At 61.2% G+C, this 20,947-nt stretch carries 18 protein-coding genes and 1 tRNA gene; 13 read left to right on the top strand and 6 right to left on the bottom strand.

Translation table 11 applies throughout. The annotated features are described in order from the left end of the window. Positions 1-24: 24 nt before the first annotated feature. Entirely contained in the window at positions 25-882 is an 858-nt protein-coding gene (locus ACESWY_RS04445) for a MurR/RpiR family transcriptional regulator (protein WP_373093140.1), read from the bottom strand. Between the two features lie 272 nt (positions 883-1,154). Here ACESWY_RS04445 and ACESWY_RS04450 point away from each other — a divergent pair, with 272 nt between their 5' ends. The 9 genes from ACESWY_RS04450 (at position 1,155) to ACESWY_RS04490 (ending at position 11,844) form a co-directional block, all read left to right on the top strand. After that, complete coding sequence (locus ACESWY_RS04450; protein WP_373093139.1) at positions 1,155-3,158, top strand: fructose-specific PTS transporter subunit EIIC; 2,004 nt, start codon at positions 1,155-1,157, stop codon at positions 3,156-3,158. 506 nt (positions 3,159-3,664) lie between these two features. Beyond that, on the top strand, positions 3,665-3,928 hold the full coding sequence (locus ACESWY_RS04455; protein WP_022094575.1) for an HPr family phosphocarrier protein: 264 nt from the start codon (positions 3,665-3,667) through the stop codon (positions 3,926-3,928). 133 nt (positions 3,929-4,061) lie between these two features. Next, complete coding sequence (ptsP, locus tag ACESWY_RS04460) at positions 4,062-5,765, top strand: phosphoenolpyruvate--protein phosphotransferase (protein WP_373093191.1); 1,704 nt, start codon at positions 4,062-4,064, stop codon at positions 5,763-5,765. A gap of 74 nt (positions 5,766-5,839) precedes the next feature. Continuing rightward, positions 5,840-6,772, top strand: coding sequence for a 1-phosphofructokinase family hexose kinase (locus tag ACESWY_RS04465; RefSeq protein ID WP_055309489.1), 933 nt, complete (start codon positions 5,840-5,842; stop codon positions 6,770-6,772). 190 nt (positions 6,773-6,962) lie between these two features. Next, complete coding sequence (locus tag ACESWY_RS04470; protein WP_347486479.1) at positions 6,963-7,895, top strand: 1-phosphofructokinase family hexose kinase; 933 nt, start codon at positions 6,963-6,965, stop codon at positions 7,893-7,895. Positions 7,896-8,059: 164 nt separating this feature from the next. Next, on the top strand, positions 8,060-9,454 hold the full coding sequence (locus tag ACESWY_RS04475) for a CCA tRNA nucleotidyltransferase (protein WP_373093138.1): 1,395 nt from the start codon (positions 8,060-8,062) through the stop codon (positions 9,452-9,454). 127 nt (positions 9,455-9,581) lie between these two features. Continuing rightward, a tRNA-Glu gene (locus ACESWY_RS04480) sits at positions 9,582-9,658 on the top strand. 150 nt (positions 9,659-9,808) lie between these two features. Continuing rightward, complete coding sequence (locus tag ACESWY_RS04485; protein ID WP_373093672.1) at positions 9,809-11,116, top strand: lysylphosphatidylglycerol synthase transmembrane domain-containing protein; 1,308 nt, start codon at positions 9,809-9,811, stop codon at positions 11,114-11,116. Positions 11,117-11,232: 116 nt separating this feature from the next. Beyond that, entirely contained in the window at positions 11,233-11,844 is a 612-nt protein-coding gene (locus ACESWY_RS04490) for a TetR/AcrR family transcriptional regulator (RefSeq protein ID WP_157757975.1), read from the top strand. 121 nt (positions 11,845-11,965) lie between these two features. On the opposite strand, the gene ACESWY_RS04495 is transcribed toward ACESWY_RS04490, so the two are convergent. From ACESWY_RS04495 to ACESWY_RS04515, 5 genes are all read right to left on the bottom strand, one after another. Next, positions 11,966-13,261: an ABC transporter ATP-binding protein gene (locus ACESWY_RS04495; protein ID WP_373093670.1), complete on the bottom strand. Its 1,296-nt coding sequence runs from the start codon at positions 13,259-13,261 to the stop codon at positions 11,966-11,968. A 12-nt stretch (positions 13,262-13,273) separates the two neighbouring features. After that, positions 13,274-14,296: a FecCD family ABC transporter permease gene (locus tag ACESWY_RS04500; RefSeq protein WP_373093668.1), complete on the bottom strand. Its 1,023-nt coding sequence runs from the start codon at positions 14,294-14,296 to the stop codon at positions 13,274-13,276. A 22-nt stretch (positions 14,297-14,318) separates the two neighbouring features. Further along, the gene (locus tag ACESWY_RS04505) at positions 14,319-15,890 is read right to left on the bottom strand and encodes an ABC transporter substrate-binding protein (protein WP_373093666.1); all 1,572 of its coding nucleotides are present in this window, start codon (positions 15,888-15,890) and stop codon (positions 14,319-14,321) included. 4 nt (positions 15,891-15,894) lie between these two features. After that, complete coding sequence (locus ACESWY_RS04510; protein WP_373093664.1) at positions 15,895-16,428, bottom strand: hypothetical protein; 534 nt, start codon at positions 16,426-16,428, stop codon at positions 15,895-15,897. A gap of 145 nt (positions 16,429-16,573) precedes the next feature. Further along, on the bottom strand, positions 16,574-17,500 hold the full coding sequence (locus ACESWY_RS04515; protein WP_373093663.1) for a sirohydrochlorin cobaltochelatase: 927 nt from the start codon (positions 17,498-17,500) through the stop codon (positions 16,574-16,576). 458 nt (positions 17,501-17,958) lie between these two features. Between ACESWY_RS04515 and cobM the strand changes: the two genes are divergently transcribed. Genes cobM through ACESWY_RS04535 form a run of 4 tightly spaced genes read left to right on the top strand, consistent with a single transcriptional unit; the run spans position 17,959 to position 20,912 of the window. Then, on the top strand, positions 17,959-18,750 hold the full coding sequence (gene cobM / locus ACESWY_RS04520) for a precorrin-4 C(11)-methyltransferase (RefSeq protein WP_260699637.1): 792 nt from the start codon (positions 17,959-17,961) through the stop codon (positions 18,748-18,750). Position 18,751: 1 nt separating this feature from the next. Further along, positions 18,752-19,936, top strand: coding sequence for a cobalt-precorrin-5B (C(1))-methyltransferase CbiD (gene cbiD, locus ACESWY_RS04525; RefSeq protein ID WP_373093662.1), 1,185 nt, complete (start codon positions 18,752-18,754; stop codon positions 19,934-19,936). Further along, a complete protein-coding gene (locus ACESWY_RS04530) occupies positions 19,929-20,162 on the top strand; it encodes an SAM-dependent methyltransferase (RefSeq protein WP_373093661.1) in 234 nt (77 codons plus the stop codon). Before cbiD ends, ACESWY_RS04530 begins: the two co-directional genes overlap by 8 nt. A gap of 42 nt (positions 20,163-20,204) precedes the next feature. After that, entirely contained in the window at positions 20,205-20,912 is a 708-nt protein-coding gene (locus tag ACESWY_RS04535) for a cobalamin biosynthesis central domain-containing protein (protein ID WP_373202142.1), read from the top strand. Positions 20,913-20,947 lie beyond the last annotated feature (35 nt).

Below are 20,947 nucleotides of genomic sequence, written 5' to 3' on the forward strand. Positions count from 1 at the left end.
GATATTTATGTCCCACTACGCGTTTTACTCCACAACCTTATCCGGCTGGATGAGCTCCTCGTAGTAGCTGATATGCTCGCGAGCGTCTTCAATCTCGGGCAGCAGGAAGTTGTAGATGACTTCGATGATCATCGTGGCGCTGATCTTGGAGAACGCAAAGTCTCCCGTCGTCAGCAGCGCTTCGTGGTTGACGGTATTAAACGTGTAGTCTGCCAGGCGCGCGAGCGGGGATTTGCTGTCGCTGCTGATAACGACTACGGTTGCGCCGCAGTCGCGAGCCGCTTTTGCCATGCGATTCAGTCGGCGCGATTTGCCGGAGTTTGAGATTAGCACGATGACGTCACCCGGGCGCAACGTGAGCGCAAAGCCGATTGATGTCTCGCTAATGGTGCTCGCCATGCAGCGCAGGCCCAGCTGCGAAAACTTAAACGTCGCATCGAGCGCGACCGCGTTCGTATTGCCCACAGCCGCAAACTCAATAATCCCTGCATGCTTAAGGGCATGCACAACAGCCGCCAGCGTATCGTGGTCGATACCGTCGATGGTTGCATTAAGCTCGCTCACCTTGGCAGCCAGGATGTTCTTGAGGCTCTGCTCCATATTGTCGAGCGAGACCTCGTCGGTCAGGCCCTCGTTGCGCTGGCTTTCCAAATCCCTCGCCAACGAAAACTGAAAGCTGCGGAAGCTGCCAAACCCAAGCTTGCGGCAGAAGCGCGAAACGGTCGCCTCGGACGTGGCAGCGGCGCGCGAGAGCTGAGCGGCCGTGAGGCGTGGCGCCTCGGACTGGTGCTCCAATATATAGTCGACAATGCGCTGCTCGGACTCGCTGTATCCCTGATGGGTGCTAATGAGGGAAAGTGCGCTCTTGCTACTATCGGTCATGGATGGCTCCTGGTTGGCATGAAAATCGGACTCGTTTTGTAATGCCATAGTATAGGGGGATTTTCAATTACAAGATACACCTTGCCGTTTCAAGTGTTGATGGTAAACTTTCACCTACCGTTTACGGTTATGAAAGAACCTTTCACCGGAGAATTGCACCTTGTCTCTTCTCACGCGGACGGTAGGTTGGTATCTTTCAGTTGTGGAAAAACGCGCATCGAAGCGCGTGTAGGGGAGCGCCCGCGGGCGCTGTACTCAAGAAGGAGGGACACATGGCTAAGTTTGACATCATCGCCGCGACCGGTTGCCCGACCGGCATTGCGCACACCTTCATGGCTAAGGAGGCGCTGGAGAAGGCAGCTGCCGAGCGCGGTCTGACCATTAAGGTTGAGACTCATGGCCAGGTCGGTGTCGAGAACGAGCTCACCAAGAGTGAGATCGCTGGTGCCAAGGCCGTCGTCGTCGCAGCCGACAAGGATGTCCAGGCTGAGCGTTTCGCCGGCAAGCCCATGGTTTCCGTTGGTGTTTCCAAGGCCCTGTCCGTTGAGGCCGCCGGTAAGCTGATTGACCGCGCGCTCGCCGCCAAGGGTGACGACACGGTTGCAGCTGCTGCCGATATCGAGGATGAGGTCGAGGAGAAGGAGTCCATCGGCCACATCATCTACAAGCACCTCATGAACGGCGTCAGCCACATGCTGGTCTTCGTTGTTGCTGGTGGTGTTCTGACCGCTGTCTCGTTCCTGTGGGGCATTACGTCCTTCGATTCGACGGCGTCTGACTACAACAGCTTTGCTGCGATGCTCAAGATCATCGGCGGCATCGCCATGAACCTTATGGTTCCGGTGCTTTCCGCCTACATCGCCGAATCCATCGGCAAGCGCCCGGCGCTCGTCCCCGGCTTCGTTGCCGGTATGATCGCCATCCAGGGCCTGCCTGTTAACGCCGAGACCGGCATGATCGACGCCGGTGGCGCCGGCGTGGGCTTCGGCTTCCTGGGCGGCATCGTCGGCGGCTTCCTTGCCGGTTATGTCATCCTGCTGCTCGAGAAGGTCTTTGCCGGTCTGCCCAAGAACCTGGACGGCCTCAAGGCTATCTTCCTGTACCCGCTGTTCTCGACGGCTATCGTCGGCCTGGTCATGCTCGGCATTTCCGGCCCCATGGCTGCCATCAACACCGCCATGATGGACTTCCTCAAGGGCCTGTCCGCCTCTGGCGCCGTTGTCCTGGGTCTTGCTATCGGCTGCATGTGCGCCTTTGACATGGGTGGCCCGGTCAACAAGGCTGCTTATGTCACCGGTACCGCTATGCTCACCGAGGCTCTGGCCGCCGGTGTTGGCACCGATACCTACAACTTCGGCACCAACTTCATGGCTGCCGTTTCCGCCGCCTGCATCGTTCCGCCGCTGATCACCACCTTCGCCGTCGTTGTCGGCAAGAAGTACTTCAGCCAGGAGGACCATGACGCCGGTGTCGTCAACCTCATCCTTGGTTGCACCCACATCACCGAGGGCGCCATTCCGTTCATGACCAAGAACATCTGGCCCGTCATGCCCATCATGATGCTCGGTTCTTCTATCGCTTCGATCCTGACCATTATGTTCAACGTTCACGATCCGGCGCCTCACGGTGGCTTCCTGGTCCTGCCCGTTGTCGAGAACGGTCCGCTGTGGGTTCTCGCGATCCTCATCGGCGCTGTGGTCGGTGGCATCCTGTTCGTGGCCTTTAAGAAGTACGACTTCGAGAAGAACCAGAAGGCCGCTCCTGCAGCCAAGCCGGTTGAGGCTCCCAAGGCCGTTGCCGTCGAGGCCCCCAAGGCCGAGGCTGCCGACTTCGTTAAGGTCGAGAATGTCTTTGTTGCCGAGGACTTCGCTTCTCGTGACGAGGCTCTGAGCTTCGTTTCCAACCAGGCTGTCAAGGCCGGTATCGCCAGCGACGCCGACGCCGTGTTGAACGCCTTCCTGGCCCGCGAGGCCGAGGGCACCACGGGCATGATGGAGGGCTTCGCCATCCCGCATGCCAAGTCCGACGCCATTACCGAGGCTGCTGTTATCGTCGTCAAGGACGAGTCCGGCGTGACCGGTTGGGACACCATGGACGGCGCTCCCGTCAACGTGGCTATCGCCCTGCTCATCCCCGGTGCACAGGCCGGCACTACGCACCTCAAGATCCTGTCCAAGGTCGCCGAGGCGCTCATGGACGAGGGCTTCCGTGCCACCGTCAAGGGTTCCACCGACGCCGCCAAGATCGCCAAGACGATCAACGCTCGTCTGGTCTAATCCCGGCGCTCGCGAATAACATCGCCCCCTGTATATCAGGCGGAGACCCACTCCCGGGCCTCCGCCTTTTTCTTTCCAACTTGGCACTTAAGGACGTTCCTATCCTGCCGGCACCCAGGGACACTCCTCAGTCCGCAGACGGGCATAGATAACCGCATCAACCAGATCTCCCATACGATCAGAGATCCAGCCAGAATTCCGTTCGCACGATATTACTTTGGACCGACCGAGTTTCCGCAGCTCGCCTGCCGGGCGGGGCGGTTAAGTTTGTCGCGAGTTCCGCACGCAAAGGAAAGCACTTAATGTGCTTTCCGTCTTGCGCAGGACTGTAGAGCAGCAAACTTAACCGCCCCGCCCGGCAGGCGAGCGTGCAGGAACGACATCCGTCCAATAATTCGTCCGAAACACAATGAAAAACCGTTTGATGTGAGTTAATATAAACAACGTCGTGAATCTGACTCCTGCCGCACGCACGACAGGGGTTAAACACAAAAAAGGAGTCAATTATGGTTTCTGAGAAGGCTACCCTCGTTAATCCTCAGGGTCTGCACATGCGTCCGGCTGGTCTGTTCGCCTCCACCATGGGCAAGTACGCCTGTGACGTGACGGTCGTCACCCCCGAGAAGGAGGTCAACGGCAAGTCCCCGATGGCCCTCATGGCTGCTGGTATCCCCTGCGGTACCGAGGTCGAGGTCAAGTGCGACGGCGCTGACGAGGCCGAGGCTCTGGCTGCTGCCATCGAGCTCATCAAGAGCGGTCTTGGCGAGTAGAACTCAAACGGGTCGCATGTTGAACAACTAAGTTCATATTTGGGGGCGCAGTGACCTGTTGTAAGGTAGCTGCGCTCTTTTGTCATGGATATGGCAAAACGCTTTATCACATGACACGGAGAGAGGAATGGGAATGTATCAGGGAGTCAACGCTTCCGAGGGCATCGGTATCGGCACCGTCATGGTCGCCGTCGATCCCGACTTGACGTTTGAGCCGCACGAGGTTGCCGATTCGGCAGCAGAGAAGGAGCGCTATCAGTCCGCTCTTTCGGTCTTCTGCGAGAAGACCCAGGCTCAGGCCGACCACATGAAGGAGACGGTGGGCGAGGCCGAGGCCGAGATCATGAGCGGACACATTGTCCTGGCTCAGGACCCGGGCATGACCGACGCCATCAACGCCGCCATTGACGGCGGTACCTGCGCCGAGCAGGCGCTCATGGACACCTCGACCATGTTCGAGAACATGTTCCTGTCCATGGACGACGAGATGTTCCGTCTGCGCGCGGCCGACATCGCCGACATCCGCACCGGTATTCTGGCCGAGCTGCTGGGCAAGGAGGTCGTCGACCTCTCCGTCCTGCCCGAGAACACCGTCGTTGTCGTGCATGACCTCACGCCGTCCATGACCGCCACGATCGATAAGGCTCACGTTGCCGGTATCGTCACCGAGACCGGTGGCCGCACGTCGCACTCCGCGATCATCGCGCGTGCCCTCGAGATCCCGGCTGTCCTTTCGGTTTCCAACAGCTGCACCGCGCTGCGCAACGGTATGACCGTTGTCGTCGACGGCGGCAAGGGTATCGTCGAGGCCGATCCCGACGAGGAGACGCTTGCTGCCTACACCGCCAAGGCCGAGGCCTTCGCTGCCGAGAAGGCAGCCCTCGAGGTCTTCCGTGGCAAGCCGTCCGTGACTGCCGATGGCATCAAGAAGATCATCGCCTGCAACATCGGTAACCCCGATGACGTGCCCAACGCGCTCGATCACGACGCCGAGGCCATCGGTCTGTTCCGCTCCGAGTTCCTGTTCATGGACTCTGCCGAGCTTCCTTCCGAGGAGGAGCAGTTCAACGCCTACCGTAAGGTCGCCAGCGCGCTCAAGGGCGCTCCGGTCATCATCCGCACGCTCGATGTGGGTGGCGACAAGGAGATTCCGTATCTGCACATGGTCAAGGAAGATAACCCCTTCATGGGCTTCCGCGCCGTGCGTTACTGCCTGGCCAATCCCGACCAGTACAAGGTCCAGCTCCGCGCTCTGCTGCGCGCTAGCGCCTTCGGTGACGTAAAGATCATGATCCCGCTCGTCACTTGCGTCGAGGAGGTCTTGGCTGTCAAGGAGCTTGTCGAGCAGTGCAAGGCCGAGCTGACTGAAGAGGGTCGCAAGTTCAACGAGAACATCGAGGTCGGCATCATGGTTGAGACGCCTGCCGCTTCGCTGCTCGCAGACCGTCTTGCCGAGGTCGCCGACTTCTTCTCCATCGGCACCAACGACCTGATCGGCTACACCATGTGCGCCGACCGTGGCAACGACACCATCTCCAACCTGTACCAGGTTTACTATCCCGCCGTGCTCCGCTCGCTCAAGAACATCATCGAGAGCGGCGTGAAGGCCGGCATCATGGTCGGTATGTGCGGCGAGGCCGCTGCCGATCCGCTGCTCGAGCCGCTGCTGATCAGCTGGGGCCTGGAGGAGTTCTCGATGAGTGCTCCCTCGATCCTGCGCGCTCGTAAGACCATCAGCCAGTGGACCAAGGCCGAGTGCGACGAGCTCGCCGAGAAGGCGCTCGCCTGCAACACCGCCGCCGAGGTCAAGGCACTGCTCGAGTCCGCAGCTCGCTAATTTGGTATCAGAGGTAACTGCGTGGTTGGAATGGGCCGGCCACGCGGCCCTCACATATACAGGGGGTACTGTAAATGTTCTACACGCTAACCGCTAACCCGGCTGTCGACATGACGGTTTCGAGCTCTCCGCTCGAGCCCGACGAGAACGTCCGCACCGGTTCGGCCAGCTACACGGCTAACGGCAAGGGCCTCGACGTGTCCTTCGCCTTTAAGAAGATGGGCGTCGACACCGTCGCGCTCGGCTTCTTCGCCGGCTTCACGGGCAAGTTCATCGTCGAGGAGGTCATGAACCTTGGTTGCCTTTGCCGCCCGGTCTGGACCGACGGTATCACGCGCATTAACACCTACGTCAATGATGGCCAGCACGAGTACGGCATCCTGAACCCGGGTGCTCCGATCACGCCGCAGCACCAGGAGGAGCTCTACAACATCCTGGACACCGCGGGCGATCTCGAGTGCCTGATCGTTTCCGGCTCCGTGCCTCCCAAAGCTACGCCTGACTTCCTGGCTAAGGTCATGGAGCACGCTCAGGCTCGTGGCGCCGATGTCGTCTTGGACCTGTCCTCCGACAAGCTCAAGGAGCTCGCTCACAAGAAGCCGCTGCTCATCAAGCCGAACCATCACGAGATGAAGGCCATCTTCGGCGTGCCGGTCGACACCGACGACGAGGTCCGCGTTGCCATGAAGATGGCTCACGACGCCGGCGTTCAGAACGTGCTGCTCACCCGTGGTAGCCGCGGCGACGCTTACTTCTCCAACGGCGAGGACATCTGGTACGCCAAGCGTGAGTTCAACATCAAGCTGGTCTCTTCCGTCTGCGCCGGCGACTGCACCCTCGCTGCGTTCCTGCACAAGTGGTACAGGGATCGCGACAACGTCGAGGAGGCCATGAAGCTCGCTATGGCCACCGGCGCCAACGTTGCCGAGTCCGTCGGCATTGGCGACTTTGGTCACGTCGACGAGTACAGCAAGCGCGTTGCTGTCCGCAAGCTCGATCGTCAGTAATCGAAACGCGACATATTCGTGCACATGCGGCGCCCCGGTTTCGGCCGGGGCGCCTTTTTTTGTTCCGTCATGGGGGAGAGATGTTATGCCGTACTTCATCGCTTCCACACCGTTCGCCGAGTTGTCCTAGCCTTTTACCGATGCGTGGAATATACTTTCATTAACACGTTGGTTCGTGAAAGGAACATTCATGATTTACACGCTCACTGCAAATCCCGCCATTGACTACAACATCGCCTGCGACGGCCTTACTGCCAATACCGTCACGCGTACCCGCAATGCCGTCTACACGCCCAACGGCAAAGGCCTCAACGTCTCGTTTACGCTTGACCACTATGGTGTCGACACCACGATCCTGGGTTTCTTCGCCGGCTTCTCGGGCGAGTTTATCGTTAAGGGCGCCGAGGCCCTGGGCGTGCCCGTCAAGCCCGTGTGGACCGACGGCATCACGCGCGTCAACGTGTTCCTCAATGCCGGCCCCGACACCGAGTACAACATGGTCAACGCCGGTGCCGCCATCAACGAGGCCAACGAGCAGGAGATGTTTGAGCTTATCGATTCGCTCGATGACATGACCTGCCTGGTCATTAGTGGCTCGCTGCCTCCCAACACTTCCGAGGGCTTCTTGGCCGAGGTCCTGCGCCGCGTCAAGGCCAAGGGAGCCGAGTTCGTCCTCGACATCTCGAGCCATCAGCTGGCAGACCTCATTGCCATGGAGCCGCTGCTGATCAAGCCCAATGACGACGAGCTGCTCGACATCTTTGGCATTAAGGTGAGCGGTGGCGACGACGAGTCCGTCAAGGGCGCGATGGCCGAGCTGCACGCCAAGGGCGCCAAGAACGTGCTGCTGACCCTCGGTGGCGACGGCGCGTATTTCTCTAACGGTGAGCACATCTGGTTTGCCAACCGCACCTTCGACGTCAAGCTGCTGTCGACGGTGTGCGCCGGCGATTCCTCGCTCGCTGCCTTCCTGTCCGTGTGGCACGACGCTCCCGAGCGCGTCGAGGATGCCCTGCGCCTTTCGATGGCTACCGGCGCCAACGTGGTCGAGTGCCCCGGTCTGGGCGATTTTGCCAAGGTGGACGAATATAAGAAGCACATCGAGGTTCGCCAGGTCTGCTAGTTCCGGCACCTTGTCTGAATAGTTTGATTATTTCGCATCCGTCTTAGACTAGGACGGATGCGTTTTTGTTTATCGGACTTGCGTGTGCAGTGGAGGCTGTTTCTTGCTAGACTTCTTGCAGACGCAATCGATAGCCAATTTGATAGTCTCAGGAGGCCACAGGTATGTGCAATGTTTCGCTCAACGGTACGCAACCGTCCGATGCCTCCATCCGTGTCCTGCGCGCGCTCGAGGCAGCCGGTCTTGAGGCTTGGTACGTTGGCGGTTGGGTGCGCGACGCCCTGATGGGATGCCCCAGCCACGATGTTGATATGTGCTGTAGCGGCCTGTGGCAGGAGTCCAAGGTGGCGCTCGAGGCCGCTGATATTGCGGTTGTGGAGTCGGGTATTAAATTTGGCGGAATCACGGCTATTTCCGATGGCGAGCGTATCGAGGTCACTACGTACCGTCTGGATGGCTTTTACACCGATGGTCGCCATCCCCAGAGTGTGGAGCGTGCTGCCTCGCTCGAGGACGATTTGGCGCGCCGCGACTTTACCGTCAACGCCATGGCCTGGCATCCCGAGCGCGGGCTTGTCGACCGCTACGACGGCCAGGGTGACTTGGAGCGCAAGCTGATTCGCACTGTCGGCGATCCCAGGCGTCGCTTTAACGAGGACGCCCTGCGCATGCTGCGTGCGGTGCGCTTTGCCTGCCGTCTGGACTTTATGATTGAGCCCGAGACCAAGCGTGCGCTTGCCGAGTGCGCGTCGCTGCTCGATGCCGTGGCGCGTGAGCGTGTGGGTATTGAGCTCGAGGGCATTCTTTCGACCGGTCATGGGGGAGACGCGATGCTCCGCTATCCCGAGCTCATCTGCGCCGCCGTGCCCGAGTTGGCAGCGGGTCGCGGGTTTGATCAGCGCAGTGTCTATCATGCGTTTAACGTCTACGTGCATATCGCCCGTGTGCTGACGGTGGCGGGGGAGCTCGCGCTGTGTGACGGCGTCGCGCCCTCGTCGAGCCTTATGTGGGCGGCGTTTTTGCACGATGTGTCCAAGCCCGAGTGCTTCACGGTCGATCACGCCGGCAGCGGACACTTCTACGGTCATCCCGAGCTCGGCGCCAAGAAGGCGCGCGTCATTATGGATCGCCTGGCCCTCTCGCACGACTTGGTGCGCGACGTGTGCCTGCTCATCAAATACCATGACAAGCCGCTGCGCCCCGAGCGCTCCTGCCTGCTCAATATGATGCGCGCGCTTTCGGGTGAGGGCGTCGACACGGCCCGCCTGATTGACGAGCTCATGGACCTTAAGCGTGCCGACACACTTGGCAAGGCCCCGTCGTGCTTCTATTATGTTGAGACGATTGAGGAGATGCGCGCGCTGGCGCACGAGCTGCTGAAGGCAGGGGAGCCCTATACGCTCAAGATGCTCGCCATCAACGGCGGCGACCTGATCCGTGCCGGAGTCAAGCCCGGGCCGGAACTGGGTCAGCTTCTCAACTCCGCCCTCGACGCCGTGATCGAAGACAACATTCCCAACGAGCGCGAAGCTCTTTTGGTCCATCTTAACTTGAATTAGCTACCTAGTTTACCTGCGTGTTCCATAACCTGCCGACAATTTTTCGGCAATTTGGAATTTCTTCTTGCGCTGATGTTTTTTGTCCCGTAATATATTTCCTCGCAGCACGGCAGTGCAGATGTCATTTGGCCCGTTCGTCTAGCGGTTTAGGACGCCGCCCTCTCAAGGCGGAGATCACCAGTTCGAATCTGGTACGGGCTACCACGCATCTGATACCCGGCCTTCCCATGGAAGGCCGGGTTTTTTATTTTCAAACAAGCGTCTGCAATTCCCGTTTGAACCAGAGCTTTGCGTTCTGTCTATGGTCCTTGCGGGTACAATATCCAAGATATTTTGACTGTTAGAAGGAGTCTTATGACGGAGTCCTCTCAGCATACGTCTAAGCCCCAGGTCGAGGTTGAGACCTCGGGCGGAGATGACAATAAGAGCGCACGCCGCGGCGCCATCTTTATCGGCGTCGTGCTGGTGGGTTATATCGTCTATCTGGTGGTAACCGGGCAGATGGGGCAGTTCTGGGCCGCTATGTCGAGCGTCCAGGCGTCATGGCTCGTTGTCGCGTGTCTCTGCATGTTCATGTATCTGTTCTTTGGCATTGTGGCCTATGCGATCGCTGTCTGGCTCGACCCCAATTCACCCGTCGGCATTCGCGACCTGATCTCGGTCGAGGCGAGTGGCATCTTCTTTGGCAACCTCACCCCTATGATGATGGGCTCGACTCCTGCTCAGATCTACCGCCTGACCAAAGCGGGCCAAAATGTCGGCGAGGCCGGAGCCACGCAGTTCACGCGCTTTATCGTGTATCAGTTTGGCCTCGTTGCCTGGGGCGCTATCCTACTGCTTGCTCGCATGCCGTTTTTTGCCGAGCGCTATGGCGATATGACGCTGCTGTGCGTCTTTAGCTTTGGTGGACACTGCTGCATCTTGCTTGGCATCTTCGCCGTCGCTCTCATGCCTAAGACCGTCACGCGCGTCGCCCATTGCATCATCAATTGGCTCGAGCGCATTGGTGTCTCGGCCACTAAGATCGAGAGTTGGCGCACGTTTGTCGATGGCGAAATCTACTCCTTCTCCGAGAAGTTCAAGCTTTCGGCCGGACATTTTTCTTCCATGCTGCTCACCGTGTTTATCACCATGCTGCAGCTCGCGTTTTTCTATCTGGTTCCGTATTTCCTGATGCTTGCCTTTGGCCACCACGAGGTCGACTTTTTCTCGGTCATGGCCGCGAGCGCCTTTGTCCAGCTGTTAAGCTCTGCGGTTCCCTTGCCCGGTGGAACTGGTGGCGCTGAGGGCGGCTTTGCATTGTTCTTGGGTCATTTCTTCGGTTCGGCCTCGACCGCCGGCTATCTGCTGTGGCGTCTCATTACGTTTATTGCCCCTACCATTTTGGCTGCGCCTCTGCTGGGACTTAAGAGCGCCCACAACGAGAGCATCCATGCGCGCTGGGATCGTGTGATGCGCAAGCTCGGCCGCACGCCTCAGACGCCCTCTGCGCCCACTAAGCCGCACCCCACGAATGCTGTTACCGTTGATCCCAGGAAGCACGCTCAGAAGGCTTCTGGGACCGCTAAGCCGGCTCATAAAGCCTATGTGCGCCAGACAGGCGATGGTATTCGCGTATCTCCGTCGGCACTTAATAAGAAGAAGCATCCTAAGTCGCAGTAGGGCAGTCGTGCGTTCTTCATGACGCGGGGCATATTTGTGCCGTATGGGGGATAATCCTCTTACGTAGATTATCTCTCATCTGTTGATGAATGCTCGCATATCGAAGGGACACGCCCATGGCAACCAGCAAACCGCGTCTTGACCGCCGCATCGTTCGCAGCCGCAATGCCATCCTTTCTGCTTTCGAGCGCCTGCTCATGGAAAAGCCGCTGGCAGACATTACGGTGAGTGCCATCGCGCGCGAGGCCAATGTCGACCGCAAGACCTTTTACGTACACTTTGGTACGGTTGACGGCCTGCTCGATGCCATTGCCGTCGATGTGGTGGAGATGATTGTCGACTCGGTCGAGAAAACGCTTGCTTCTATGGACGGTGACACCAACGAGCGCGCTCTTGGCGCGGCGGCGACCTTCTTTAAAACCGTTAACGAGGCACTGTGCAACAACTTAGTGCTCAATCGTCAGCTGATCGAGAATATTCCGCTCGATGATTTCATGGCTCGTCTTCGTGCGCCGCTCGAACATGAGATTGCCGAGCGCGATCTGCTGCCCCAAGGTCTCAAGGACGAGATGTTCGACTATTATCTGGCGTTTTTGCTGTCGGGTATCATCGGCATCTATCGCACGTGGGCACTGTCTGACGGATCGGTTCCTATCGAGCGCGTCTCTGAGGTCGCCAACGATCTGACTCTCAACGGCCTGTCGAGTCTGGAATCTCGCTTGGACTAGGCCTAGTTGGGCTCGTCGGCGTGGAAATTCTTGTTCACGAGGTTCTCCGGCGCCTTGTAGACCTCGCCGGCGTAGGAGCTGTAGCCTGAGGATCCTTAAAATAAAGTCCAGTTTATCCTTCTCACTCTAATTGGGAATCCTCCGATGCGCCTTCGCACGCTCGCACGACCTCGATACCATGCGAGCGTGCGAACTCGACGAGCTCTGCGTTGCGGGCGTTTATGGTGCCGAAGGCGGCGGGGCACACAATAAGGCGCGCACAGTGGACGAGGAGCTCTTTGGCGCGGGCTATGGTTTTATCCCCGATCGGCTCGAAGGCGCGCTCGGCCACGCATTCCGTCGCCAGGTCGCGCGCGAGCTCGCAGTCGATGTCCCCTTCGTGCAGAACGCCCGCGTAGAACGCCTTGCCCTGCCGGATGAGCTGGCGAAACACAGCCGACCCCGTACCTGCGCCGGCGATGACGAACGTGTGCGCATCACCGTGTGGGCGCCCAATTTCCACGCTGCCGAAGCGCTCGTTGAAGGTGCCATGCTGAAGGCCGTAGAGCTCGCCAATTGTCTCGCGCGTGAATATGTCCTCGGGTGCGCCGGCGCGAAAGACCCGGCCGTCCTTCACGCAAATCACCTTGTCGGCGCTTTTCTGCGCGAGCTCGAGTTCGTGGATGGACATGATGACAGCCACATTCCGCGATTTCGCAAGGTGGCGAAGTATTCGCAGCAGGTCGATCTGGTAGCGGATATCGAGATACGACGTGGGCTCGTCGAGCACGAGCACACGCGGATCCTGCGCGATGGCGCGTGCGAGCATGACGCGCTGGCGTTGCCCATCGCTTATCTGCATGAAGTCGCGTTCGGCGAGCTCTTCCACATGTGCGGTTTTCATGGCCTCATCGACCCGACTATGGTCGTCGGGCGAGAGTGTGCCCATTCGCCCGGTGTAGGGATGCCTTCCCGCCTCTACGATATCGCGGCAGGTGAGGAGCTCGGTCCGGGGGCGATCCGTCAGCATAACGGCAAGGTTCCTTGCGAACTCCGCCGTCTTCCATCGGGAAATCTCCCGCCCGTCGAGCTCGACCGCGCCGGCAAGCGGTGCAAGATGGCGTGTGATGGTTTTCAAGATGGTCGACTTGCCCGAGCCGTTCGGCCCGATGAGCGCCACGACGTCGCCCGCGCGAACCTCCAGATCGACGCCTTCGACTACGACCTTCTTGTCGTAGCCCGCCGTCAGGTCGCTTATGCGGAAAAGCGGCGCTCCGTCAGCCTGCGTTTCGACCGGGGTTTCGAGGTTCGACTCCGCTCGGAGGAGGCGTTCCGCGCGCAGTTCCGCACGAGCCGAAAGTGCCTTCTGGCGCTTTCGTGCGAGCTTTGGACTGTCTAAGCATGGAATGTCCCCTCCGAGCGTTTTGGGCTGCGGCACGAATTTCCCCATCTACCTCACCCGCTTCTTCAACATGAGTGCGATAACCACCGGCGCGCCGAAGATGGCGGTGACGGCGCTGATGGAAAGCTCGACGGGGGAGAACAGCGTGCGCGCGATCAAATCGCAGCCCGCGCAGAAGATGGCGCCTCCCAAGAAGCACGCAGGAATCACGCGGATGGGCTTCGACGACTTTAGCGCCGACTTAACGAGATGCGGAACCGCGATGCCTACGAACGACACCGGACCAGCGAACGCGGTCACGCAGGCGGATAGCATGCTCGCTAGAAGGACGAGCACCACGCGGAAGCGTGCGACGTTCACGCCGACGCTTTTCGCGTAGGCTTCTCCCAGCTGGAAGGCGGAAAGGGGCTTCGATATCGCGAATACGCATGCGCTCACGGTGATCACCACGACCGCGATGACCGCGATGTCGTCCCAGCTCGAACCCGAGAAGCTGCCCAAAGACCAGTTGTGCAGGTTCACGATGGACTGGTCGTCGGCGAAGGCGATGAGGAAGTTCGTCCCCGCCGAGCAGATGTATCCCACCATGACGCCCGCTACGATGAGCATGGCCATGGAACTTATGCGCCGTGCGATGAGGAGTACGAAGCCGATGGTGATAAGCGAGCCCAGAAACGCTGCGGCCACCATGGCCGGCGAGGACATGGTCTGGTTCGCGCCCAGAAGTACGATCATCGTAAGCGCGACGACGAACTTTGCGCCTGAGGAGACGCCCAAGATGAACGGGTCGGCGATGGGGTTGTTGAAAAACGTCTGCAGCAGGAACCCGGAGAGCGAAAGTGCCCCGCCGAGAAGCACGGCTGAAAGCACGCGCGGCAGGCGAATCTCCCAGATGACCTGGCTTTCCATGGAATTGGCCGCGCCGCCCGAAAGGATGCCGGGGATGTGGTCTGCGGGCACGAGCACGCTCCCGATGCACAGGTTGGCCCCGACGAGCACGATGAGGGCAACAGCGAGCAGCGCCGTCACGACGCGACACCGCGCGGCGCGCCCCGATTCGTCGTATGCCATGGAAAGTCGGCTTCTCATGGTGCTAGCCGAGCTTCCTCAGATAATGGAAGTTGCTCGCGTCATCGCCGGTGAACGCCCCGTGCAGCTCGTCGATAATGTCGGCGGTGGAAGTCATCTGCTGGTACATGTCGGCGCTTGTGACCCAGACGTTGCCGTTCTTCACGGCTTTGAACTGCGACAATAGCGCGTTTTTGCCTACGAAGTCGTTCAAGGTGGCAACCGATTCGTCGATGGTGCCGTTGTAGACGATAATGTCGGCATCCTTCGCCGTCGCGTAGAAGCGCTCCATTTCGAGCGTTACTGACGAACCTGACGTCGACGCCGTCTGCGCGTCATCGAGCGCGTAGTTGCCGCCTGCAAGCTCGATCATCTGCGCCACGTAGTCGCCCGCCCGCCGCGTGACGGCGGCCCCGTTCGAGTTAATGTAGAAATACGCCACGGTTTTACCTGACGACGCGAGCCCCGACGTTTGCTCGACGCGGGCCTTCTGCTCGTTGAACAGGTGCGCGGCCTCGTCTTCCTTGTCGAACAGGACGCCGAAAAGCTTAATCCACTCGACGCGCCCGAGTGCTTCGGGCTCGCTCGACGACTGTTCGGTGAGCACGACGAGCCCGAGTTTCTGCAGCTTTTCCTTCACATCGGGTGTGTGGTTGATCATGGTGTTCTCGATGGCGAGCGTGCAGCCCGAGGCCGATATTCGCTCGTAGTCGGGCGCGCTGTACTTGCCGCCGTAGGCGATCGCCCCACTTTCGAGTGCGCTTTTGAAGCCCGCGACCGAGCAATCGTCGGCCTTCGTGCCCGACATGAGGATATTGTCGTTCGCATCGAGCGCGTCGACCAGGCACATCGTCGCCGACGACACGAGGTACACCTTGTCGGCGGGGCGCCTTATGACCGCGATGTCGGAGCTCAACCCATAAGGTACCTTCGCATCTTGCGGCACCACGAGGAAGCGCTCCCCGTTCGAAATGCAGATAAGCCGCAGGCCGCCTTCGTACTCGTCGACAGTGAAGTGCTCGGCGTATTCAAGCTGAAGCGTCCCCGTCGGCTTCCAGCCGCAGCCCAAATCGGCGTTGTGGAAGTCGGCCGCGGCGCTTGAAGCCGTTCTCGCAGGGGAGCCGCCGCTTGCTTCGTCGCCCGATTTCTCCTTCATGGTGGATGAGTCGAAGTAGAGCGTGTAGTCGATGGTGTGCGGCGTCGACATGGCGACGGTCTCGGCCGACACGGCGATGTCCTCGTCGAGCGTGACGGGTATCTCGAACGTGGAGTTGCCGCCGTCGTTTACGGGCGCGTAGTCCACGCCGTTGACGGTCATTTTGTCGTAGTTCGAACTCGACCAGGTGATGGTCGCGGTGTAGGTGTCGCCATCCTTCACAATTGTGGTGGGTGAGGCGATGCTTGCGCGCCCTGACCCGCCGGAGAGCGAGACGCTCACAGTGTATTCCTGAGAGCCTGCCGTGCCACCGGTCGCGTTCGGGCTCGCACTGCACCCCGCGAAGGGAAGCGCGAGCAGGGCGACGAGAACGCAGGCGATCGCGCGCACCGCGATGCTGCGACGCTTCCTGCTTTCCCCCTTGGGAAGAATCGACCGCATGGCGTTACTTCAGTGCGTCGGCGCGCAGATCGACGCCGGCGGATTCGAACACGAGCGTGCGGTCGTACCACTGCTCTTTTCTAATACTCCACGCGGCGCAGGCGGTGTCCTCGTCGAGCGCTTCAACGGGCACGTCGTAGGTGTACTTGCCTTCCGCGTTTTCCACATAGGGGATGAAGTCGGCCTCGCTCGCGGCGGCAGCCTCGTCGCCCGTGCCCATGAAGAGCTTGCCGTAGCCCGTGCCGGAAAGCGTCATCACGCAGTGCATGGAGCCGTTTTCCACGATGAGCTGGGCGTCCACAATCCTGAACATGTTCGAGCTGGAATCTACGCTGATCGGATAGGTGCCGTCGGCCACCTTGTCGGCGGTGATGGGGGCAGCGCTTGCGCCCTCGGGCGCATCGGCCGCCTGTTCGGTCTTTTCCTGGGAATCTGCATCGCTTGCCTTTGCGCTGTCGATTGAATTTCCGCCGCAGCCGGCGAGCGAGAACGCGAAAAGCGCCGCTGACAGGGCGAAGGCGAGGGTTTTCTTCAACATGGAGGGGGTTCCTTTCAATCGCTTCGACCGCCCGCGCCGTGCGGTGGGCGGGCGGGATGCGAATGCAACGGGCATGCGCCGTCAGTCGGGGAAGGCGCATGCCCGTTGCACGGGGACGCGACCGGCGCCCCCGTGCGCGGCGAGTTTACAGCTTGGCGATGGCGTCGTCCACGTGCGAGACGTAGATGTCGTCGACCGCGACGTTCTGTCCCAGACCCTGGAGCAGGCACGTCACTTCGAAGCCGGCGGCCACGAACTTCGCAGCCCAGCTGTCGGGGTCGGTCTCGTCTGCCATGTCGTTGTTCGCGTGGTCGCCCGCGACCACCATGAACGGCGCTAGCACGGCCTTCTTGTAGCCTGCGGCGCTCGCGGCGGCGATAACATCCTCGCAGGTCGGTTCAGCCTCGACGGTGCCGACGAAGAACTGCGTAAAGCCCTCGTTCTTAAACACTTCCTGCATCTTGGCATAGTCGGCGTTGGAATCGGCTTCGGTGCCGTGGCCCATGAGGCACAGCGCCGTCTTGCCGTCGTCGAAGGACGCCATGTTCTCCTTAATGGCTGCGGCCACCTTCTTGTAGTCGTCGTCGGAGGTGAGCAGCGGGTCGCCGAGCGAGATTTTGTCGAACTTGTCGGCGTACTTGTCGAGCTCGTCTTTCACGTCGGTGTATTCCAGGCCACCCATGAGATGCGTCGGCTGCACGACGATTTCCTTCACGCCGTCTTCCACGCAGCGGTCGAGCGCTTCGGTCATGTTGTCGATCGTGATGCCGTCGCGCTTCTTCAGCTTGTCGATGATGATCTGCGCGGTGAAGGCGCGGCGGATGTCGTAGTCCTGCCAGTACTTCTCGCGGATAGCGTCTTCGATGGCGCCGATGGTGATGTGGCGCGAGTCGTTGTAGCTCGTGCCGAAGCTCGTGACGAGGATGACCGGCTTCACGGCCTTCTTCTTTTCACTCGATTTCTCGGAACTCGCGGAGGTGTTGGAGCAGCCCGCGAGCGCGACTCCGGCGAGCGCGAAGGCTCCGGTTGCTGCGGCGCCCATGAAGCCGCGGCGTGACATCTGGTCGGACATGGTTTTTCCTTTCCTCGGTTTGCCGGTCCCCCGGCGACAGTTGCTTGTCGGCACAAGCGAAAGAAAAGCGCGCCCCTCGGGGTTCACAAGGAGCTAACGCCACGGCGATGCCGTGAGGAAAAGGCGAAGCAGTCTGGCTTGGGGCGCGAGGCGTTTCGCCCGCGCGTCCTATACAGTAATGTCCCTTGCCCAGGATTCCCACCTGGTTCCCTCCGCAAGCCAGCGCGGGCTGTGCGGGCGCCGCGCCGGTCATTTCCTTTTATCCGATTGTCATATGCTCGTTGCCGAAACTTTTACTATGATAGTGGGCGCTTGTGAACGTGTCAAAGCCAGGGCGGGCGGCATTGCGCCTCCTGCCTGCGTATTTGCGCCGATTGCCGCCACGGGCGCCGTATTTTGCCCGCTGCGCGAATGGCGGCGTAAACGGTTGCGATGAGAAACGGGAAGGGAAGGCTCGGATGATTCATATCGTTGGCGCAGGTTCGGGCGCCGCCGACCTTATCACGCTGCGCGGGGCGCGTCTTCTGCGCGCGGCCGACGTGGTCGTTTGGGCGGGAAGCCTTGTGAACCCCGAGCTGCTCGCTGAGTGCAAGGAATCCTGCATCGTCTACGACAGCGCGCACATGACCTTGGAGGAAGTGCTCGACGTGATGTGCGCGGCGGATGCGCGGGGCGAGGAAGTGGTGCGCCTGCACACGGGCGATCCGTGCCTGTACGGCGCCATCCAGGAGCAGATGGACGCACTCGACGCGCGCGGCGTGGACTACGAGGTGGTGCCCGGCGTGTCGAGCTTTTGCGGTGCCGCGGCGGCGCTTCGCCAGGAATACACGCTGCCGGGAATCAGCCAGTCGGTCGTGATCACGCGGCTTTCCGGCCGCACCCCCATGCCCGCGGGCGAGAGCATGCGCACCATGGCGGAAAGCGGCTCGACTATGGTCATCTTCCTGAGCTCGGGTATGCTCGCCGAGCTTTCCGCTGAGCTTTTGGCCGCGGGCCGCAGCTCCGACGAGCCGGCGGCGCTCGTGTACAAGGCGACCTGGCCTGAGGAGCGTGTGGTGCGATGCACAGTGGGCACGCTCGCCGATGCGGGCGCGCGAGAGGGCATCGACCGCACGGCGCTCGTGGTGGTTGGCCGCGTGCTCGGAGCTCGCGGCGGACTTGCGCACGACGGCGCGCAAGCGGAGTCGTACGAGCGCAGCAAGCTTTACGACCCTTCGTTTGCCACGGGCTATCGGAAGGCGAGCAGCTAGCGTGGCCTTCGAGCACTACATATATACTGGGACGACCCGCCTGCGCTGCGGCTACACCACGGGGAGCTGCGCCGCGCTCGCGGCGAAGGCGGCCTGCGAGATGCTCTTGTCACGAAAGACCGTGGGCCGCGTGTCGATCGTCACCCCCGGCGGGCTGCCCGTCGAGACGGACGTGGTCGACGCATGCATCGGCGAGGTGTGCGCCCAGTGCGCCGTGCGAAAGGACGCAGGCGACGATGCCGATGTGACCGACGGCGTGCTCGTGTACGCGCGCGTGGAACATTCGGGGTCGGGCACGGGTGCTGCGGACAGCAAGGACGTGCCCGCGCACGAATCGGAAGTTTCCGTCGATGGCGGCGTGGGCGTGGGGCGCGTGACGTTGCCCGGGCTCGAGCAGCCGGTGGGGGCGGCCGCCATCAACGCGACGCCGCGCGCGATGATCACTTCGGCGGTGCGCGAGGTGTGCGCCGCGCACGGCTTTTCTGGAAATATTGCTGTGACGATTTCGGTACCCGAGGGCGTTTCCCTAGCCGAAAAGACCTTCAACCCGCACCTGGGGATAGAGGGCGGCATCTCCATCCTGGGCACGACGGGCATCGTCGAGCCTCGCAGTCTCGCTGCCTTGCGCGACAGCATCGAGCTCGAGATCCGGCAGCATGCGGCTATGGGGCGGCGCGGAGTCGTGCTCACGCCCGGCAACTACGGCGGGCAGTTCATCTCGGGGCATTTCCACCTAAACGGTGCGCCGGTGGTCTTCATCTCCAACTTTGTGGGCGATGCGATTGATTGCTGCGTTCGCGAGGGATTCACCAATGTCCTTCTTGTGGGACACATCGGCAAATTGGTGAAGGTCGCGGGCGGCATCATGGACACCCATTCGCGTACCGCCGACTGCCGCGCGGAGATTCTGGCCGCCCACGCGGCCATGGCCGGCGCGGGCGCGAAGACCGTGCGCGAGATCATGACGTCCGTCACGACCACGGTGGCGCTCGAGGTAATCGAGGCCGCCGGCGTGGGGGACGCTGCGCGCGCCTCGCTCGCTGCGGCAATCGAGGACAGGTTGCGCCGCCGCGCGGCGGGCGCATGCGACATCGCCGCGGTCGTGTTCGACGCGGAGCGCCGTGAGCTTTTCCGCACGTCGGGCGCCGATGCAGTTATCGGGGAATTGGGGGCGACGTATGAGTAAAGGCGTGCTGTATGGGGTGGGCCGCGCAATCGGCTGGCCAGGGACGAAGGTGGCTATGGAGGCGCGCCGCTCGCTTGCGGACACGAAGCGTATCCTTCGCGAGGAGGGCACCTTCGACGGTGCCGAGCTCGTAGAGGACTGTGGGCTTCCGGGCGAGCGCGTGTACCGCTCGCTCGACGATGTGCCCGATCGGGGCAGCTACTTCTCGACGATGGTGGTGCGCTAGATGAGGGTTTCCTGCATAGCGTTCACTGAGAGGGGGTATGCGTTGGCGGAGCGCACCGCACGCGCGCTTTCCGATTGCGCGCAGACAGGTGAAGATGACCCTGGCTGGGACGTTTCCGTTTCGCGCGGGTTCGGCGAGGGGAAGGCCGACCTGCGCGCATGGACGGCGCTCACGTGGGAAGCGTCGGACGCGCTTCTGTTCGTGGGCGCGGCGGGCATCGCCGTGCGGGCGATCGCGCCGCATGTCGCCTCGAAGGTAAACGATCCCGCGGTTGTGGCGATCGACGAGGCGGGGCGCTTTGCCGTCCCGCTTTTGTCGGGGCATTTGGGCGGTGCGAACGAGCTTGCGCAAACTGTGGCACGCGCGGCAGGGGCCATTCCCGTCATCACCACGGCGACCGACGTCCGCGGCGTGTGGGCGGTGGATACGTGGGCGCGCTGTGCGGGGCTCCCCGTTTCGAATCCCGAGGCCATCAAGCGAGTGTCGGCGCGGCTGCTTTCTGGCGGGCGCGTGGCGCTCTATTCCGACATGCCGATTTCGGGACAACCGCCTGAGGGAGTTGACATTGCGTCCGACCGCGCTCGGGCCGATATCGTCGTGTCGCCGTTTGCTGGCGCGAATGAAGGTGCGTCCGTTCGCGTGGCGGAGACAACGGGCAAGGTCGTGCCCGCCGGTGAGACGGGGAAGCCGGCGGGCGTGCGGGGGCAGGCTGGTCGCCGACCTTCACGAACTCCTACGAGCCCGCCCTGAACTTCACGGAGGCAGGTGGCATCACTCTGTCCGCG

Origin of the sequence: Collinsella aerofaciens ATCC 25986, assembly GCF_964237925.1 — a bacterium.
GTDB classification, from domain to species: Bacteria; Actinomycetota; Coriobacteriia; order Coriobacteriales; family Coriobacteriaceae; genus Collinsella; species Collinsella aerofaciens_BJ.

Coding starts and splice junctions, on each gene's coding strand:
- ACESWY_RS04445 (WP_373093140.1), bottom strand. CDS start 882: ATGACCGATAGTAGCAAGAGCGCACTTTCCCTCATTAGCACCCATCAG.
- ACESWY_RS04450 (WP_373093139.1), top strand. CDS start 1,155: ATGGCTAAGTTTGACATCATCGCCGCGACCGGTTGCCCGACCGGCATT.
- ACESWY_RS04455 (WP_022094575.1), top strand. CDS start 3,665: ATGGTTTCTGAGAAGGCTACCCTCGTTAATCCTCAGGGTCTGCACATG.
- ptsP (WP_373093191.1), top strand. CDS start 4,062: ATGTATCAGGGAGTCAACGCTTCCGAGGGCATCGGTATCGGCACCGTC.
- ACESWY_RS04465 (WP_055309489.1), top strand. CDS start 5,840: ATGTTCTACACGCTAACCGCTAACCCGGCTGTCGACATGACGGTTTCG.
- ACESWY_RS04470 (WP_347486479.1), top strand. CDS start 6,963: ATGATTTACACGCTCACTGCAAATCCCGCCATTGACTACAACATCGCC.
- ACESWY_RS04475 (WP_373093138.1), top strand. CDS start 8,060: ATGTGCAATGTTTCGCTCAACGGTACGCAACCGTCCGATGCCTCCATC.
- ACESWY_RS04485 (WP_373093672.1), top strand. CDS start 9,809: ATGACGGAGTCCTCTCAGCATACGTCTAAGCCCCAGGTCGAGGTTGAG.
- ACESWY_RS04490 (WP_157757975.1), top strand. CDS start 11,233: ATGGCAACCAGCAAACCGCGTCTTGACCGCCGCATCGTTCGCAGCCGC.
- ACESWY_RS04500 (WP_373093668.1), bottom strand. CDS start 14,296: ATGGCATACGACGAATCGGGGCGCGCCGCGCGGTGTCGCGTCGTGACG.
- ACESWY_RS04505 (WP_373093666.1), bottom strand. CDS start 15,890: ATGCGGTCGATTCTTCCCAAGGGGGAAAGCAGGAAGCGTCGCAGCATC.
- ACESWY_RS04510 (WP_373093664.1), bottom strand. CDS start 16,428: ATGTTGAAGAAAACCCTCGCCTTCGCCCTGTCAGCGGCGCTTTTCGCG.
- ACESWY_RS04515 (WP_373093663.1), bottom strand. CDS start 17,500: ATGTCCGACCAGATGTCACGCCGCGGCTTCATGGGCGCCGCAGCAACC.
- cobM (WP_260699637.1), top strand. CDS start 17,959: ATGATTCATATCGTTGGCGCAGGTTCGGGCGCCGCCGACCTTATCACG.
- ACESWY_RS04530 (WP_373093661.1), top strand. CDS start 19,929: ATGAGTAAAGGCGTGCTGTATGGGGTGGGCCGCGCAATCGGCTGGCCA.